Here is a 15,501-nt window from a genome sequence, read left to right as displayed (position 1 = left end):
GTATGAGCCCGAAGACCTCCAAGTCGTCCGCCAAGACCTACGGGACCGCCCCCAGGTCCGGTGGCTGGCGCGAGGCGATGACGCCCGGCCGCGTCGCCGTCCTGGTGCTCGCCGTGCTGGCCCTGATCTTCATCTTCGAGAACACCCAGGAGACCGAGATCAGAGTGCTGATCCCCGTGGTGACCATGCCGCTGTGGGCCGCGCTGCTCGCCACCGGCCTGATCGGCGTGCTGTGCGGGGCGTACTTCATGGGCCGCCGTCGCTGACCGGTCGTAGGCTGGCCGGATGCCGCACACCGCCTCCCGCTACCTCGCCGAGAGCCCCTGCGTGGGGATACGCCACTTCACGTACGCCGACGGGGCCGAGTTCACCGCGCGGGTCCGCGAGAGCAAGGACCTGCACCACCCGTGGCTGTTCCCGCCGGCCACGTCCCAGGCGTACACCGCCTACGCGGGACGGCTGATCGAGGACCCCACCAAGGCGGGATTCCTGGTCTGCGAGAAGGAGCGCGGGACAGAGCGTGCGGGGGAGGGCGAGAACGAGCGCGAGCGGCAGCCCGACGGGGCCGTCGCCGGGTTCATCAACATCAACAACATCGTGCAGGGCGGCTTCCAGTGCGGTGCGCTGGGCTACGGCGCCTTCGCGCACGCGGCCGGGCGGGGCCTGATGCGCGAGGGGCTCGAGCTGGTGGTGGGGTACGCGTTCGGGCCGATGCGGCTGCACCGGCTGGAGATCAACGTGCAGCCCCAGAACGCCGCCTCGATCGCCCTCGCCCGGGCCTGCGGGTTCCGGCTGGAGGGCTTCTCCCCGAAGATGATCCACATCGACGGGGAGTGGCGCGACCACGAGCGGTGGGCGATCACCGCCGAGATGCGGACTTCCGGTTGATCTTCATGGTGTCGAGGTCCGTCACCGTCGACTTCAGCTCCGTGAAGCCGTAGCCCAGCTCCCGCAGCGTTGTCTCCGCCCGGTCCTCCGCCAGCGCGCCCGCCATCTCCTCGCCGTCCGCCGCGTCCGACACCACCGCATAACGCATCGAGAAGTGCTTCAGCGGGCGCGGCTCGTACGAGAGCGTGCCCTCCTCGGTGAAGCGCATGCTGGTCATGCCGTGATCGGCGGCCTCGGCGAGCAGCCGGGCGCGGGCCTCGTCGGTGAGGCCGTCCCACGTGCCCCGGACGATGACCCGGTAGGTGTGCCGCTCGCTCACGTTCGCTCCTCGCTCAACTCGTTGGACGGTCGAGGGTACGTCGGCGAGGACGCGGCGCATGCGGAATTTCGTCGTGCTCGACGCCCCGTCGAACCTGGGCCTGCGGCCACCCGCGCCCGGTACCGTCCCCGGCTGCTACAAGCTCGCCGGGCGCCCTGCGCGAGCAGGGCATCGTACGGCGGCTGGGCGCGGCCGAGGGCGGGGTCGTCGTCCCGCCGCGCTACGACCATCTGCGCGCGGGCGCCTTCCCCGTCGTCCTCGGCGGGGACTGCTCGATCCAGCTCGGTGCCTCGCTCGCACTGCGCCGCCCGGGACGGTACGGGCTGGCGGCCGATGGGGGTACCTCCCACGTCCTTCAGGCAGTGGGGGAGCCTCTCCGGACTTCCGGCACGCCGGCACCTCGGACCGGATCGGAGCGGCGTGCGGCGAGGAGGTGGCGCTGGCCACCGGCCGTGGCCAGAAGGACCTCACGAACCTGGAGGGCCTCGGACCTATATGGGGTCCCGAGGCGCTCGGCGACGCCACCGCCCAGGCCTTCGGGATCCCGCAACTCGACGGGTTCTGGGTCCACTTGGACGCCGACGTCCTCGACCCCGCCGTCATGCCGGCCGTCGACAGCCCCGACCCCGACGGACTGCTCCCCGACGAACTCGTCGCCCTGCTGCGGCCGTTGCTCGCCTCCCCGCACTGCGTCGGCCTCAACGTCACCATCTACGACCCCGATCTGGACCCCGACGGCACCGCGGGCGCGCTGCTCACCGACGTCGTCGTGTCGTCGCTGGAGCCCTCCGCGGACTAGACGCCCGTGCCCGGTCCGGGCAGGGCCTGGGCGGGCCGGCGGTCCACGTACTCGTACACCGCGCCGTCCGGGTGCCGGGCGATCAGGTTGCGGCCCGCCGGGGTCGCCACCGGGCCGAGGACGACCTGAGCGCCGAGCTCGGTGAGGGTCTTGTGGGCCTCGTCGACGTCCGTGACGGCGATCGTCGCCGCCACCTTGCGCAACACCTCCAGCTCCGCCTCGGGCCCGCTCATCAGGAGGAAGCAGCCGACCGCGGCCACCTCCACACCGCCGCGCTCGAAACGGAGCGCCGTGGCGCCCGCGAGCCGCTCGTAGAACGAGACCGAGGCCTCCAGATCGTCGACACAGACCCGCAGCGTGGCTCCCAGAATGTCCATGCCGCGAGCCTAGTTGGGCCGGGCGGAGGGTGGGGATCCCTTCACCCGATCCCCTCCCGCCCGCCCACCGGCCCGTGACGTTACGGGCCCGGGACGGCGGGTACCCGGCGGCCATGGAGCGCATGGATCACCTGGAGCATCTGGACAAGCACCTCGTCGACGAGCTGGCGCAGGTGGCGCGCGAGACGATCCGCGACGAGCTGCGCGAGCAGACCCGCAGGCAGCGCCGCAAGGCCACGCTGTACGCGGCGTCCGGCGCGGTCGCCCTCTACGCGGGCGCGGCCGTCGCGCTCGCCCTGGGCCTCGCCCTCGACACCGGTCTGCCCGGCTGGGCCGCCGCGCTGATCACCGCGGCGATCCTCGCCGCCGTGGCGTACGCGCTGCGCGGCGCCGCCCGGCCGCACGCGTCCGCCCGGTCCGCGGCCGGGCAGGAGGCGACGCTGAGCCACGCCGCACAGCACGCCGGACACGGTCCCGTCGCCGGCGGTATGCCGCCGGCCGGACCGGCCGCCGGTCTGGGCACCCCGTACCCGCCCATGCCGCCGACGGCACCCACCGCACCCCCCACGCCGGACGTGCCCGGCGCCCGGGACGCGGAGCCGGGCGTGGCGCCCGGCGCCGGCGACACCGACCCCGAGAACCCGCACCACCGGGCGTGAAGCGCGGTGCGTACTCCCTGGGGCCCGGGCAGGGCGGTGGTGGTGACCGGGGCCAGCGCGGGCGTCGGCCGGGCCACGGCCCTGGCCTTCGCCGCGCGCGGCGACCGGGTCGCCCTCCTCGCCCGGGGACGTGAGGGCCTCGCCGCCGCCGCGGACGAGGTGCAGCGCGCCGGCGGTGAGGCCCTCGTCGTGAGCGTCGACATGGCCGACGCCAAGGCCGTCGAGGACGCGGCGCAGCAGGTCGCCGACGTGTTCGGCGGCATCGACGTGTGGGTCAACGACGCCTTCGCCGGGGTCTTCGCCCCCTTCACCGCGATCACCCCCGACGAGTTCCGCCGGGTCACCGAAGTGACGTACCTGGGCTGTGTGTTCGGCACCCGTGCCGCCCTGCGGCACATGCTGCCGCGCGATCGCGGCACGATCGTCCAGGTCGGCTCCGCGCTCGCCTACCGCGGGGTGCCGCTGCAGTCGGCGTACTGCGGGGCCAAGCACGCGATCCAGGGGTTCAACGAGTCGCTGCGGTGCGAGCTGCTGCACTCGGGCAGCCGGGTCCGTACGACGATGGTGCAGCTGCCGGCCGTGAACACCCCGCAGTTCGAGTGGGTGGTGAACCGGCTGCCAGGGCGGGCCCGGCCGGTGGCCCCGGTGTACCAGCCGGAGGTCGCGGCCCGGGCGATCGTGCACGCGGCCGGGCACGGGCGCCGGCGGGAGTACTGGGTGGGAGGCTCCACCGCGGCGACCCTCGTCGCCAACGCGGTGGTTCCGGGCTTCCTGGACCGGTATCTCGCCCGGACCGGATTCGACGCCCAGCAGGACGAGCGACGGCAGCAGGACGCGCGACGGCAGGAGGACGAGCGGCGGCAGGAGGACGAGCGCGCCGCGGGCCCGGGCAACCTGTGGAGCCCCGCCGACGGACCCCACGGGCACGACTACGGCGCTCACGGCCGCTTCGACGGCGAGGCGGCGGACACGAGCGTCCAGGAGTGGATCTCCCGCAACCGTACGCGCATGGGGGCCGGCCTGCTGGCCGGCGGCCTGGGTGCCGCGCTCACCGCCGGACTGCGCCGCAGGTCACGGGCGTGACGCACCCGGCGGGGCGGGCGACGGCGGCGGAGGACGACAAGGGGCCGTACCCGGGCACAGGGGGAGTTCGCGGGGTTTGGCCCTCCCGGCCGGGGGGACGCGGAAACCCCGTACGACCGACCTCCGGAGGCGAACCGTGGCGCGACCCCGCATCGTGATCGTCGGAGCCGGCTTCGCCGGATACCGCACGGCCCGCACCCTCGCACGGGCGGCCCGAGGACGGGCCGACATCACCGTGCTCAACCCGACCGACTACTTCCTCTACCTGCCCCTGCTGCCCCAGGTGGCCGCCGGCATCCTCGAACCGCGCCGGGTCACCGTCTCGCTGGCCGGGACCCTGCGGGAGGTGCGGCTGGTGCTCGGCGAGGCCGACCGGATCGACCTCGACGGCCGCACGGTCCACTACACGGACCCCGAGGGCGGCACGGGCACCCTCGCCTACGACCGTCTCGTCCTCGCCGCCGGCAGCGTCAACAAACTGCTGCCCATCCCCGGCGTCGCCGAGCACGCCCACGGCTTCCGCGGTCTGCCCGAGGCCCTCTACCTCCGCGACCACCTCACCCGCCAGGTGGAGTTGGCGGCCGGCGCCGACAACGCCGACGACTGCGCGGCGCGTTGTACGTTCGTGGTGGTCGGCGCCGGCTACACCGGCACCGAAGTCGCCGCTCACGGGCAGCAGTTCACCGAGGCACTGGTGCGCGCCCACCCGCTGAGCAGGGGCATCCGGCCGCGCTGGCTGCTGCTCGACGTCGCCGAACGCGTCCTGCCCGAACTCGACGAACGGCTCTCCCGCACCGCCGACCGGGTGCTGCGCGAGCGGGGCGTCGAGGTGCGCATGGGGACCTCCGTGAAGGAGGCCACCGGCGACGGAGTCCTGCTGACCGACGGCGAGTTCGTCGACACCCGCACCCTGGTGTGGTGCGTGGGCGTACGGCCCGATCCGCTCGCCGAGTCCCTCGGACTGCCCCTGGAACGCGGACGGCTCCTCGTCGAGCCCACCCTGCGGGTGCCGGGCCGGCCCGAGGTGTTCGCGTGCGGCGACGCGGCCGCCGTACCCGATCTGGAGCAGCCCGGACAGTACACGCCGATGACCGCGCAGCACGCGTGGCGGCAGGGCCGGGTGGCCGGGGAGAACGTGGCCGCCTCGCTCAGCGGGGGCGAGCTGCGGTCCTACCGGCACAAGGACATGGGGTTCGTGGTCGACCTGGGCGGGGTGCAGGCGGCCGCCAATCCGCTGGGCGTGCCCCTCTCCGGTCTTCCGGCGGGCCTCGTCACCCGCGGCTACCACCTCGCCGCCCTGCCCGGCAACCGGGTCCGCGTCGCCGCCGACTGGCTGCTGGACGCCGTACTGCCGCGTCAGGCCGTCCAGTTGGGCCTCGTGCGCTCCTGGTCGGTGCCGCTCGACACGGCCTCCCCGGAACTGGCGCGGGTGCCGGGCGGCCGCGAGCACCGGCCCGCGTCCGGGCCCGGCGCGGCCCTCGCCCAGGACGCGCACGACCCGCCCGGAGCCGACGGGTCCGGCGGAGATGAGGGGACCGCCGCGGTCGTGGCGCCGACTCCCGAGGCGACGCAGGACGACCCGGAGCCCGAGGCCACCGCCGACGACCCCGCACCGGAGCCCGACTCCGCCGAGGACGACTCCGCGCCGGTCGTCGCGCCCACTCCCGATCCCGCGAAGAAGCAGCAGCCCCGTTCCGAAGGAGATCAGTAGCCCGATGGACACCGCCGAACTCACCGAACTGGGTCAGCAGTTGCGCGTGGACAGTGTGCGCGCCTCCGCCGCCGCGGGCTCCGGGCATCCGACGTCCTCGATGTCGGCCGCGGACCTGATGGCGGTGCTGCTGGCGAACCACCTCCACTACGACTTCGACCGGCCCGCCCACCCGGCCAACGACCGCTTCGTCCTCTCCAAGGGCCACGCCTCCCCGCTCCTCTACTCCGCCTACAAGGCGGCCGGCGCGATCGACGACGACGAACTGCTCGGCTTCCGCAAGCTCGGCAGCCGCCTCGAAGGGCACCCCACCCCCAGGCGGCTGCCCTGGGTCGAGACGGCCACCGGGTCGCTCGGCCAGGGCCTGCCCGTCGGCGTCGGCATCGCGCTGGCCGGGAAGCGCCTGGACCGCACCGGCTACCGGGTGTGGGTGCTGTGCGGGGACAGCGAACTCGCCGAGGGCTCCGTGTGGGAGGCCGCCGAGCACGCCGCGTACGAGCATCTCGACAACCTCACCGCGATCGTCGACGTCAACCGGCTCGGCCAGCGCGGCCCCACCCGGCACGGCCACGACCTCGACGCCTACGCCCGCCGCTTCCAGGCCTTCGGCTGGCACACCGTGGAGATTGACGGGCACGACGTGGACGCCGTCGACCGCGCCTACGGCGAGGCGGCCTCCACCCGGGGCCAGCCCACCGTGATCCTCGCCCGCACCCTCAAGGGCAAGGGCGTCGAGAGCGTCCAGGACCGCGAGGGCCTGCACGGCAAGCCGCTGCCCGACCCCGAGGAGGCGATCGAGGAGCTGGGCGGGATCCGCGGCCTGCGCGTCGAGGTGCACGAGCCGCCCGCCGCCCGCATGCTGCACTCCGTCCCCGACGGGCACCTGGACCTGCCCCGCTGGGAGAAGGCCTCCCGCGGCTTTGGGGAGACCGTCGCCACCCGCGACGCCTACGGGCAGGCCCTCGCCGCGCTCGGCACCGCCCGCCTCGACGTCGTCGCCCTCGACGGCGAGGTGAGCGACTCCACCCGCGCCGAGTTCTTCGCCAAGGAACACCCCGACCGGTTCTTCGAGTGCTACATCGCCGAACAGCAGCTCGTCGCCGCCGCGGTCGGCCTCGCGACGCGCGGCTGGGTGCCGTACGCCTCCACCTTCGCCGCCTTCCTGACCCGGGCGTACGACTTCGTGCGGATGGCGTCGGTCAGCGGCGCCGGGATCAACCTGGTCGGGTCGCACGCGGGCGTCGCCATCGGGCAGGACGGGCCCTCGCAGATGGGCCTGGAGGACCTGGCGATGTTCCGGGGCGTGCACGGCTCGACCGTGCTGTACCCGTGCGACCCGAACCAGACCGCCCAGCTGGTCACCGCGATGGCGGGCCTCGACGGCATCCGCTACCTGCGCACCTCGCGCGGCGGCGGCCCGACGCTCTACGGGCCCGACGAGGAGTTCCCCGTCGGCGGCAGCAAGGTGCTGCGCGCCTCCGACCGCGACCGGCTGACGATCGTCGCCGCCGGTGTCACCGTCCACGAGGCGCTCGAGGCGGCCGACGCCCTGGCCGGGGAGGGCATCGCGGTCCGTGTCGTCGACCTGTACTCGGTCAAGCCCGTCGACCGGGTCACGCTGCGCCGGGCGGCCGAGGAGACCGGCTGTCTCATGACGGTGGAGGACCACCACCCGGAGGGCGGCCTCGGCGACGCCGTCCTCGACCCGTTCCTCGACGGCCGCCCGATGCCCCGTCTGGTGCGGCTCGCCGTCCGTACGATGCCGGGCTCGGCGTCCCCGGCCGAGCAACTGCACGCCGCGGGCATCGACGCCGAGTCGATCGCCGCGTCCGCCCGGCTGCTGGTGGAGACGGCGATCGTGCCATGAGCGGTGCCGAGGTCCGCAGGGTGCGCGCCGGGCGCCGTACCGTCGAGGTGCACCGGCCGGACAAGGTGCTCTTCCCGGGGGACGGCGAGGGCCCGGAGTACACCAAGGAGGACCTCGTCGCGTACTACCGGTCGGTCGCCGCGTTCCTGCTGCCGCACCTGCGCGGCCGGCCACTGATGCTGGAACGGCACCCGGACGGCGTCGACGGACCCCGGTTCATGCAGAAGAACACCCCCGAGCAGTATCCGCAGTGGATCACCCGGGTCGAGGTGCCGAAGGAGGACGGCACCGTCCGCCACACCGTCTGCCAGGACTCCGCCACCCTCGCCTTCCTCGCCGACCAGGCCTGCCTCACCCTGCACCGCTGGCTGTCGCGGACCGGCCGGCTCGACCGGCCGGACCTGATGATCTTCGACCTCGACCCCTCCGGCGACGACTTCGACGCGGTGCGCGAGGCGGCCCGGTGGGTGGGCGGGCTGCTCGACGAACTGCGGCTGCCCTGCGACCTGATGACCACCGGCTCGCGGGGACTGCACGTCGTCGTCCCCCTCGACGGGCGGCACGACTTCGACGAGGTGCGCGCCTTCGCCCGGGACACCGCCGAACTGCTCGCCGCCGCCCACCCCGACCGGCTGACCACGGCCGCCCGCAAGCAGGACCGCGGCGACCGGCTCTACCTCGACGTCGGGCGCAACGCCTACGCGCAGACCGCCGTCGCCCCCTACACCGTGCGTGCCCGCCCCGGCGCGCCCGTGGCCGTGCCGATCACCTGGGACCAGCTCGATGACCCGGACCTCGGCCCGCGCCGCTGGACCGTCGCGGACGCCGTCGACCAGGCCCGCACCCGCCCCTGGTCCGCCACGTCCGGCCGCGGCCGCGCCCTGGGGCCCGCCCGGCGCCGGCTCGACGCGCTGCGCGGCGCGTGAGGCACTCCGTCGCTCGTGAAGGTTTGGCCAAGAGCCTTCAGGCCACCCGGAGGAAGAGGTGGCCATGTCCGACACGACGAACACAGAACCGACACGCACATCACGTGACGTACAGAGGCCGAAGCGCCCCGCGCGGCGGCCCGGCGACCACGGACGGAAACCGAAGGGCAAGGACGACACCATGGCGGACGAGGACCGGCCGAGCCCGATGGAGGTGCTGCGCCAGGCACGCTCCCAGCTCGCCGAGCTGACCGGCATGGCCGCCGAGAGCGTCTCGTCCTTCGAGCGGACGGACGACGGCTGGGCCCTGGAGATCGAGGTCCTGGAACTCGCCAGGGTCCCCGACACCATGAGCCTGATGGCGAGCTACCAGGTCGAACTCGACCCCGGGGGACAGCTCACCGGCTACCGGCGCGTTCGCCGCTACGAACGCGGGCGGGCCGACGCACATCGGTCCGGCGGCCGCTAGGCCGCAGGCCCGCAGCACCCCATCCCCCACACGTTCTCATGCATCCCATCCGGCACCATCCCATCCGACACAAGGAGGCACGGGCGACATGACCGTTGTCCCGGCACAACAGACCGGCGGTGGAGGCGGCAGCAGCGGTCTCTACGACGTGCTGGAGCTCGTCCTAGACAGGGGTCTCGTCATCGACGCGTTCGTACGGGTGTCCCTGGTCGGCATAGAGATCCTGAAGATCGACGTACGGGTCGTGGTGGCCAGCGTCGACACCTATCTGCGGTTCGCCGAGGCGTGCAACCGCCTCGACCTGGAGGCGGGGCCCCGCAAGTCTCCCGGGCTGCCCGACATGGTCGGCGAGATCACCGAGTCCGGCGCGCGCGGCAAGTCCAAGGGCGCGCTGTCCGGCGCCGCGGAGACCATCTCCGACGCCTTCAAGCAGGCCCGTGACGAGGGCTCCTCGAGGGAGCCCGAGCGGGAGTCCAGGCCGCGGCCCCGCAAGAGCACCACGGCGCGCCGGAAGGAGGAGGACGGGTGAGTACGTACGTGTACGCCATCACCGCGCGCTCGCACCCCGACCTCCCCGACGGTCTCGGGGGCGTCGGCGACCCGCCCAGGCCGGTGCGGGTGCTGGCGGAGGGCGAGCTGGCGGCGGTCGTCAGCGACGCGCCCGAGGAACTGCGCCCCAAGCGCAAGGAGCTCCTCGCCCACCAGACCGTGCTCGCCGAGGCCGGCGCCGACGGCTGCGTGCTGCCCATGCGGTTCGGCAGCGTCGCCCCCGACGACAAGGCGGTCACCGGTGTGCTCGCCGAGCGCGCCGAGCACTACCGCGAGCGGCTCGACGCCCTCGACGGCAAGGTCGAGTACAACGTCAAGGCCTCCCACGTGGAGGAGGCCGTACTGCACCAGGTGATGGCCGACAGCCCCGAACTGAGGGCCCTCGCCGAGGCCAACCGGCAGGCGGGCGGCGGCACCTACGAGCAGCGGCTGCAGCTCGGCGAGATGGTCGCCGCCGCGGTCACCGCACGGGAGGCCGAGGACGCGGCCGACGTGCAGCAGACCCTTCAGCCGCTGGCCGCCGCCACCAGCGTGGGCCCCGAGTCCACCGGCTGGCTGGCCAACGTCTCCTTCCTCGTGGACCGGGACTCGGCCGCCGGGTTCCTGGACGCCGCGGAGGAACTGCGCAAGGCGCGCCCGCACCTCGACATACGGGTCAACGGCCCGCTGCCGCCGTACAGCTTCGTCGAGCCCGGTCCGTCCGGACCCGCGGGCAGCGCCGGGGAGTAGGTGAGCCGTGGGACTGATCTCGGAGGTCCTCCTGCTGCCGTTCGCGCCCGTGCGCGGCAGTGGGTGGGTGATTGGACAGGTACTGCGGGAGGCGGAGCGGATCTACTACGACCCCGCCACCGTACGGGCCGAACTCGGCCGCCTGGAGGAGCGGTTGGAGGCCGGCGAGATCACGGAGGACGAGTTCGACCGGATGGAGGACGAACTCCTCGACCGGCTGGAGATCGCGACGCGCAGGAGCGCGGGAACGGACGACGGGACGACACGATGAACCGTATGGCACTTGGCCTCGCGCTCGGGGCCGGATACGTCCTCGGACGTACGAAGAAGGCGAAACTGGCGTTCGCCCTCGGCTCGCTGGCGGCGGGCAAGAAGCTGAGCCTGACACCGCGGGCCCTCGCGGACCTGGTGTCCCAGCAGCTCCAGGACAATCCGCAGTTCAAGGCCATCGGCGACGAACTCCGCCAGGACCTGCGCGGGGTCGGCAAGGCCGCCTCCGGCGCCCTGGTCGAACGGCAGATCGAGGCACTCGCCGACCGGCTTCACGGCCGTACCGCCGAGGTGCGCGACCAGCTGGAGGGCGTGGTGCCCGGCGAGGGCAAGGACGAGCGGGAGGACCAGGAGGAGGAGCAGGAGGCGGACGAGGAGTACGAGGAGCAGCCGGACGCCGAGGAGGAGGGCGAGGACGAGGGCGAGGAGCCCGAGGAGCCCGAGGAGCCCGAGGAGCCCGAGGACCGCGAGGAGAGCGAGGAGGAAGAAGAGGAAGAGGAGGCCGAGGAGCCGTCGAGGAGGAGGGCGGCCAGGAAGGCGCCGGCGAAGAAGGCGGCCAAGCAGGCCCCCGCCAAGAAGGCGCCGGCCAAGAAGGCACCGGCCCGCAAGCCGGCCGCGAAGAAGACCGCCGGCGCCCGCAAGACCGCGGCGCGCACGGCCTCCCGCGGCGGCGCGAGCGGCGGAGGACGGACAGGGGGACGGAAGGGAGGCGGTGAGCGATGACCGGGACCCTCGGATCCGCCACTTCCTCGGCGACGTCCGGAGCGACCTCGGCGGCCTCCGGAGCGGCGGGCAAGGCGGCCGGCACGGCGACGGACGGCGCGAACCCCCTCTCCGGCCTGGCCCACAGCGAGGCCGCCGACCGGCTGAAGGAGGAGGTGCAGGAATACCTCGCCGCCCAGGCCGAGCGGCTGCTGACGGGCGTCGGGCGCAAGCTCGGCGAGACCACCGGCAAGCTCAACGACATCGCCGAGGGCAACAGCCCCGGCTTCGCCAAGCTCGCCCTGGAGGGCGGCCGCAAGCTCGCCGACGGCAAGGGCCCGCTGCGCTCCGCACTCGAACTCGGTGCCTCGCGGGTGAAGGACAACGTGATGGGTGCTGTCAAGAACCTCGGCGGCGGCAAGAGCGGCAAGAAGGGCAGGGCGGGCAACAAGCCGACCGTGATCATCGAGCAGATCGACGTCGGCGTGCCGCTGCGCACGGCCTACGACCAGTGGACGCAGTTCCAGGACTTCAGCACCTTCGCCAAGGGCGTCAAGAGCGCCAAGCGCGCGGACGACGTCGAGTCCGACTGGCAGCTGAAGGTCTTCTGGTCCAACCGCAGCTGGAAGGCGAAGACCACCGAACAGGTGCCGGACGACCGGATCTCCTGGACGTCGGAGGGTGCCAAGGGCAGCACGAAGGGTGTCGTCTCCTTCCACCGGCTCGCCGACAACCTCACCCGTGTCCTGCTGGTCATCGAGTACTACCCCTCGGGCTTCTTCGAGAAGACCGGCAACATCTGGCGCGCCCAGGGCCGCCGGGCCCGTCTCGACCTGAAGAACTTCGCCCGCTTCATCACCCTGAAGGGAGAGGCGGAGGACGGCTGGCGCGGCGAGATCCGCGACGGCGAGGTCGTCCGGTCCCACGAGGACGCGGTCGCGGAGGAGAGCGGCCGGGAGGACGATGAGGAGTACGAGGAGGAGGGCCCCTCCGCCGAGGACGAGGAAGGCCCGTACGCCGAGGAGGAGGACGAGGAGACGGAAGGGGAGGGTGAGCCCGAGGACGAGGACGAGTACGACGAGGAGGAGCCCGAGGGCGAGTACGAGGAGGAGCCCGAGGACGAGGAAGCGGACACCGAGGGCAGGAGCCGGCGATGACGATGCCGGGCCGGCTACCGGAGCCGTACGGCCAGGGCGGCAGCGCCAATCTCGCCGACATCCTGGAACGCGTCCTCGACAAGGGGATCGTCATCGCGGGCGACATCCGGATCAACCTGCTCGACATCGAACTGCTCACCGTCAAGCTCCGGCTCGTCGTCGCCTCCGTCGACAAGGCCAAGGAGATGGGCATCGACTGGTGGGAGGACGACCCCGCCCTCTCCACCCGGGCCCGCCGCGAGGAACTCGCGCGGGAGAACGCCGAGCTGCGCGAGCGGCTGGCCCGGCTGGAGGAACTGGAGACCGGCTCCGGCCGGGCGCGGCGAGCCGTGGAGCCCCGGGAGGTCCGGGGCGGCGCCGCGGCGCAGCCGCGTGAGGCGGGGGAGCCCCGAGAAACGCGGAAGAAGCGGGAGCCGAGGGAGGGACGGAAGCCTCGTAAGGCCGGGGAAGCTCGAGAGGATGCCCCGCAGGACGTCCGTGAGGAGTCTCCATGACCGGACTGCGTTACGTCTACGCCGTGTGCCACCCGCTCGGCGCGCCCCTGCAGACCGATCTGACGGGGGTCGCGGGCGATCCGCCCCGGCTGCTCACCCACCACGGCCTGATCGCCGTGGTCAGCCATGTACCGGAGCGGGACTTCTCCGAGGAGCCGCTGCGCCGCCATCTGGAGGACCTGGACTGGCTGTCCGGCACCGCCCGCGCCCACCAGCAGGTCGTCGACGCGCTCACGGCCGTCACCACACCGCTGCCGCTGCGGCTCGCCACCGTCTTCCGCGACGACAGCGGCGTCCGCGTGATGATGGAGGCACGCGAGGAGCACTTCCGCCGCACCCTGGACCGGCTGTCCGGGCGGGTCGAGTGGGGGGTCAAGGTCTACGTCGAACCGGAGGCCGAGCCCGCCGCGGCCGCGCCGCCGGTGACGAAACCCGCCTCGGGGCGGGACTATCTGCTGCAGCGGCGCCAGAAGGCCAGGGCGCAGGACGACACCTGGCAGCGCGCCGAACGGTTCGCCGGCCGGCTGCACTCCACGCTCCGCGCGCACGCCGAGGATTCCCGGCTCCACCCGCCGCAGAACTCGGCCCTTTCCACCGGCGCCGGACAGAACGTGCTGAACGCCGCCTATCTCGTGCCGCGCGCACAGTCCGAGGAATTCGTGGAAATCGTGGACCGAACCAAGGGCGAGGAATCCGGGATCCGCGTGGAACTCACCGGACCGTGGGCGGCTTATTCGTTTGTCGGTGAAGAGGCAGGTGTCGGTGAAGAGGCAGGTGCCGGCGAAGAGGCAGGTGCCGGCGAAGAGGTAAGTGTCGGCAAAGAGGTAGAGGAAGAGGGGGAGGGGAAGGACGCATGACCGTCGTGGAGCGCCGTGAGGTCGCCCTGGTGGACCTGCTCGACCGGCTGCTGGCCGGCGGGGTCGTCATCACGGGGGACGTCACCCTGCGCATCGCGGACGTCGACCTCGTCCGTATCGACCTGAACGCGCTGATCAGCTCCGTGAACGAACAAGTGCCCTCGCCGTTCGGGGACGCGCTGTGACCGCCCGCCGCAAGCGGGTGGACCTCGAGCCCGACACCGTCGAGCGCGACCTGGTCAAACTCGTCCTCACCGTGGTGGAGTTGCTGCGCCAGCTGATGGAACGGCAGGCGCTGCGCCGCTTCGACCAGGGGGACCTCAGCGAGGAGCAGGAGGAGCGCATCGGGCTGACGCTGATGCTGCTCGACGACCGCATGACCGAGCTGCGCGACCGTTACGGACTGCGGCCCGAGGACCTGAATCTGGACCTCGGGCCGCTCGGACCGCTGCTTCCCCGGGAATGACTCCCGAGGGCCGGGAATGACCCCTCCGGGGGTGGGGTCAATTCACCACCTGTACCAACGTCCCCTGCCTCCCGCCGCGGACGTCCCGCGGAAGAGGAATCCCAGGAGCCAGAGAACGAGAACCGCGAGTGCGATCCACCAGAGCAATTTCACCGCGAATCCGGCACCGAAAAGTATCAGCACCAACAGCAGTACCAGCAGGATGGGAACCATAGTGTGAACCTCCTGCATTCCGGGTTTCCCGAATTTCGCGAATCATCCTCGGGTCAGGCCTCCTTTCGGCACAGGATCTCCCCGTGCAGGACGGCGAACCAGCCGTCCTCCCGCTCTCCCCATTCCCGCCAGGCCTCCGACACGGCCTCCAGCTGCCGCGGGGTGGCGTGCCCGCCCTGTGTGGCGCGTTGCGCGTACGCCGAGGCCAGGGTGCGGTCGGCCCACAGGCCGCTCCACCACTCCCGCTCCTGCGGGGTGCTGAACGTCCAGGTGCCGGAGGTCGCCGTGATGTCGGTGAACCCGGCCGCCAGCGCCCAGGATTTCAGCCGCCGCCCGGCGTCCGGCTCGCCGCCGTTGGCCCGCGCCACCCGCCGGTACAGGTCCAGCCAGTCGTCCATCCCGGGCGAGGCGGGGTACCAGGTCATCGCCGCGTAGTCCGAGTCGCGCACCGCGACGTACCCGCCCGGCTTCGTCACCCGCCGCATCTCGCGCAGCGCCTGCACCGGGTCGCCCACGTGCTGGAGCACCTGGTGGGCGTGGACCACGCAGAACGTCTCGTCCGGGAAGTCCAGGGCGTGCACGTCCGCGACCGCGAAGTCGACGTTGGCCAGACCCCGTTCGGCCGCGGTGGCGCGCGCCTGCTCCAGGATGCCCGGCGCCTGGTCGACGCCGGTGACGTGCCCGTCGGGGACCAGGGCCGCCAGGTCGGCGGTGATGGTGCCCGGGCCGCAGCCGACGTCCAGGATCCGCATGTGGGGCTTCAGCGAACCGAGCAGGTACGCGGCGGAGTTGGCGGCGGTCCGCCAGGTGTGCGACCGCAGCACCGACTCGTGGTGCCCGTGCGTGTAGACGGCGGTCTCCTGTGCCTTCGGCATGGCTCTACCCCTTCTCGGCGTACCGGCCCCCGGGCTCCGTGAAGTCCGGGGCGAGGCTCATCACCGTACGCGCACCGACCGTATTTTGAGA

At 72.8% G+C, this 15,501-nt stretch carries 20 protein-coding genes and 2 pseudogenes; 18 read left to right on the top strand and 4 right to left on the bottom strand.

From position 1 onward, the window contains the following. Nucleotides 1–2 precede the first annotated feature (2 nt). Both ACIRF9_RS33445 and ACIRF9_RS33440 read left to right on the top strand, forming a co-directional pair. Nucleotides 3–266, top strand: a complete 264-nt coding sequence (locus ACIRF9_RS33445; protein WP_403829845.1) for a LapA family protein — start codon at nucleotides 3–5, stop codon at nucleotides 264–266. A 19-nt stretch (nucleotides 267–285) separates the two neighbouring features. Then, nucleotides 286–888: a GNAT family N-acetyltransferase gene (locus ACIRF9_RS33440; RefSeq protein ID WP_403829843.1), complete on the top strand. Its 603-nt coding sequence runs from the start codon at nucleotides 286–288 to the stop codon at nucleotides 886–888. On the opposite strand, the gene ACIRF9_RS33435 is transcribed toward ACIRF9_RS33440, so the two are convergent. Next, complete coding sequence (locus ACIRF9_RS33435) at nucleotides 860–1,207, bottom strand: DUF6204 family protein (protein WP_403829841.1); 348 nt, start codon at nucleotides 1,205–1,207, stop codon at nucleotides 860–862. The two genes, ACIRF9_RS33440 and ACIRF9_RS33435, sit on opposite strands and share 29 nt — an antisense overlap. Nucleotides 1,208–1,265: 58 nt before the next feature. Between ACIRF9_RS33435 and ACIRF9_RS33430 the strand changes: the two are divergent. Beyond that, a pseudogene (locus ACIRF9_RS33430) lies at nucleotides 1,266–2,006 on the top strand (arginase family protein). Here the strand turns inward: ACIRF9_RS33430 and ACIRF9_RS33425 are convergent. After that, complete coding sequence (locus ACIRF9_RS33425; RefSeq protein WP_403829839.1) at nucleotides 2,003–2,383, bottom strand: VOC family protein; 381 nt, start codon at nucleotides 2,381–2,383, stop codon at nucleotides 2,003–2,005. The pseudogene ACIRF9_RS33430 and the gene ACIRF9_RS33425 sit on opposite strands and share 4 nt — an antisense overlap. Nucleotides 2,384–2,496: 113 nt before the next feature. Here ACIRF9_RS33425 and ACIRF9_RS33420 point away from each other — a divergent pair, with 113 nt between their 5' ends. The 15 genes and pseudogenes from ACIRF9_RS33420 (at nucleotide 2,497) to ACIRF9_RS33350 (ending at nucleotide 14,322) form a co-directional block, all read left to right on the top strand. After that, the gene (locus ACIRF9_RS33420; protein WP_403829836.1) at nucleotides 2,497–3,042 is read left to right on the top strand and encodes a phage holin family protein; all 546 of its coding nucleotides are present in this window, start codon (nucleotides 2,497–2,499) and stop codon (nucleotides 3,040–3,042) included. A gap of 6 nt (nucleotides 3,043–3,048) precedes the next feature. Further along, nucleotides 3,049–4,125: an SDR family oxidoreductase gene (locus tag ACIRF9_RS33415; RefSeq protein WP_403829834.1), complete on the top strand. Its 1,077-nt coding sequence runs from the start codon at nucleotides 3,049–3,051 to the stop codon at nucleotides 4,123–4,125. A 136-nt stretch (nucleotides 4,126–4,261) separates the two neighbouring features. Then, complete coding sequence (locus ACIRF9_RS33410) at nucleotides 4,262–5,836, top strand: FAD-dependent oxidoreductase (RefSeq protein ID WP_403829831.1); 1,575 nt, start codon at nucleotides 4,262–4,264, stop codon at nucleotides 5,834–5,836. 4 nt (nucleotides 5,837–5,840) lie between these two features. Next, nucleotides 5,841–7,703: a transketolase gene (locus tag ACIRF9_RS33405; RefSeq protein WP_403829829.1), complete on the top strand. Its 1,863-nt coding sequence runs from the start codon at nucleotides 5,841–5,843 to the stop codon at nucleotides 7,701–7,703. Continuing rightward, on the top strand, nucleotides 7,700–8,629 hold the full coding sequence (gene ligD / locus ACIRF9_RS33400) for a non-homologous end-joining DNA ligase (protein WP_403829827.1): 930 nt from the start codon (nucleotides 7,700–7,702) through the stop codon (nucleotides 8,627–8,629). Before ACIRF9_RS33405 ends, ligD begins: the two co-directional genes overlap by 4 nt. Nucleotides 8,630–8,810: 181 nt before the next feature. After that, nucleotides 8,811–9,098, top strand: a complete 288-nt coding sequence (locus tag ACIRF9_RS33395) for a gas vesicle protein (RefSeq protein WP_403829825.1) — start codon at nucleotides 8,811–8,813, stop codon at nucleotides 9,096–9,098. Nucleotides 9,099–9,186: 88 nt separating this feature from the next. Beyond that, a complete protein-coding gene (locus tag ACIRF9_RS33390; RefSeq protein ID WP_403829823.1) occupies nucleotides 9,187–9,627 on the top strand; it encodes a gas vesicle structural protein GvpA in 441 nt (146 codons plus the stop codon). Continuing rightward, nucleotides 9,624–10,376: a GvpL/GvpF family gas vesicle protein gene (locus tag ACIRF9_RS33385; protein ID WP_403829821.1), complete on the top strand. Its 753-nt coding sequence runs from the start codon at nucleotides 9,624–9,626 to the stop codon at nucleotides 10,374–10,376. Before ACIRF9_RS33390 ends, ACIRF9_RS33385 begins: the two co-directional genes overlap by 4 nt. 7 nt (nucleotides 10,377–10,383) lie before the next feature. After that, on the top strand, nucleotides 10,384–10,647 hold the full coding sequence (locus ACIRF9_RS33380) for a gas vesicle protein GvpG (RefSeq protein ID WP_403829819.1): 264 nt from the start codon (nucleotides 10,384–10,386) through the stop codon (nucleotides 10,645–10,647). Then, complete coding sequence (locus ACIRF9_RS33375; protein WP_403829817.1) at nucleotides 10,644–11,369, top strand: DNA primase; 726 nt, start codon at nucleotides 10,644–10,646, stop codon at nucleotides 11,367–11,369. The genes ACIRF9_RS33380 and ACIRF9_RS33375 overlap by 4 nt, the downstream gene beginning before the upstream one ends. Next, nucleotides 11,366–12,505 carry an SRPBCC family protein gene (locus ACIRF9_RS33370; protein WP_403829814.1) on the top strand — a complete coding sequence of 380 codons (1,140 nt, stop codon included), beginning with the start codon at nucleotides 11,366–11,368 and terminating at the stop codon, nucleotides 12,503–12,505. Before ACIRF9_RS33375 ends, ACIRF9_RS33370 begins: the two co-directional genes overlap by 4 nt. Continuing rightward, a pseudogene (locus ACIRF9_RS33365) lies at nucleotides 12,502–12,813 on the top strand (gas vesicle protein); the annotation flags it as partial. The gene ACIRF9_RS33370 and the pseudogene ACIRF9_RS33365, both read left to right, overlap by 4 nt. Before the next feature lie 182 nt (nucleotides 12,814–12,995). After that, nucleotides 12,996–13,856, top strand: a complete 861-nt coding sequence (locus tag ACIRF9_RS33360) for a GvpL/GvpF family gas vesicle protein (protein ID WP_403829812.1) — start codon at nucleotides 12,996–12,998, stop codon at nucleotides 13,854–13,856. After that, a complete protein-coding gene (locus ACIRF9_RS33355) occupies nucleotides 13,853–14,041 on the top strand; it encodes a gas vesicle protein (RefSeq protein ID WP_403829810.1) in 189 nt (62 codons plus the stop codon). Before ACIRF9_RS33360 ends, ACIRF9_RS33355 begins: the two co-directional genes overlap by 4 nt. After that, complete coding sequence (locus ACIRF9_RS33350) at nucleotides 14,038–14,322, top strand: gas vesicle protein K (protein ID WP_403829808.1); 285 nt, start codon at nucleotides 14,038–14,040, stop codon at nucleotides 14,320–14,322. Before ACIRF9_RS33355 ends, ACIRF9_RS33350 begins: the two co-directional genes overlap by 4 nt. A 42-nt stretch (nucleotides 14,323–14,364) precedes the next feature. Here ACIRF9_RS33350 and ACIRF9_RS33345 read toward each other — a convergent pair whose 3' ends face one another. Beyond that, nucleotides 14,365–14,535: a hydrophobic protein gene (locus tag ACIRF9_RS33345; RefSeq protein ID WP_403829806.1), complete on the bottom strand. Its 171-nt coding sequence runs from the start codon at nucleotides 14,533–14,535 to the stop codon at nucleotides 14,365–14,367. A gap of 53 nt (nucleotides 14,536–14,588) precedes the next feature. Next, nucleotides 14,589–15,410 (bottom strand): class I SAM-dependent methyltransferase, encoded by an 822-nt coding sequence (locus tag ACIRF9_RS33340; protein WP_403829803.1) that lies wholly within the window; start codon nucleotides 15,408–15,410, stop codon nucleotides 14,589–14,591. Nucleotides 15,411–15,501: the final 91 nt, after the last annotated feature.

The organism is Streptomyces sp. NPDC096132 (assembly GCF_044763345.1).
GTDB lineage: Bacteria > Actinomycetota > Actinomycetes > Streptomycetales > Streptomycetaceae > Streptomyces.
The sequence above is the reverse complement of the archived record's forward strand: the minus strand, read 5'-3'. Positions and strand labels throughout refer to the sequence as shown.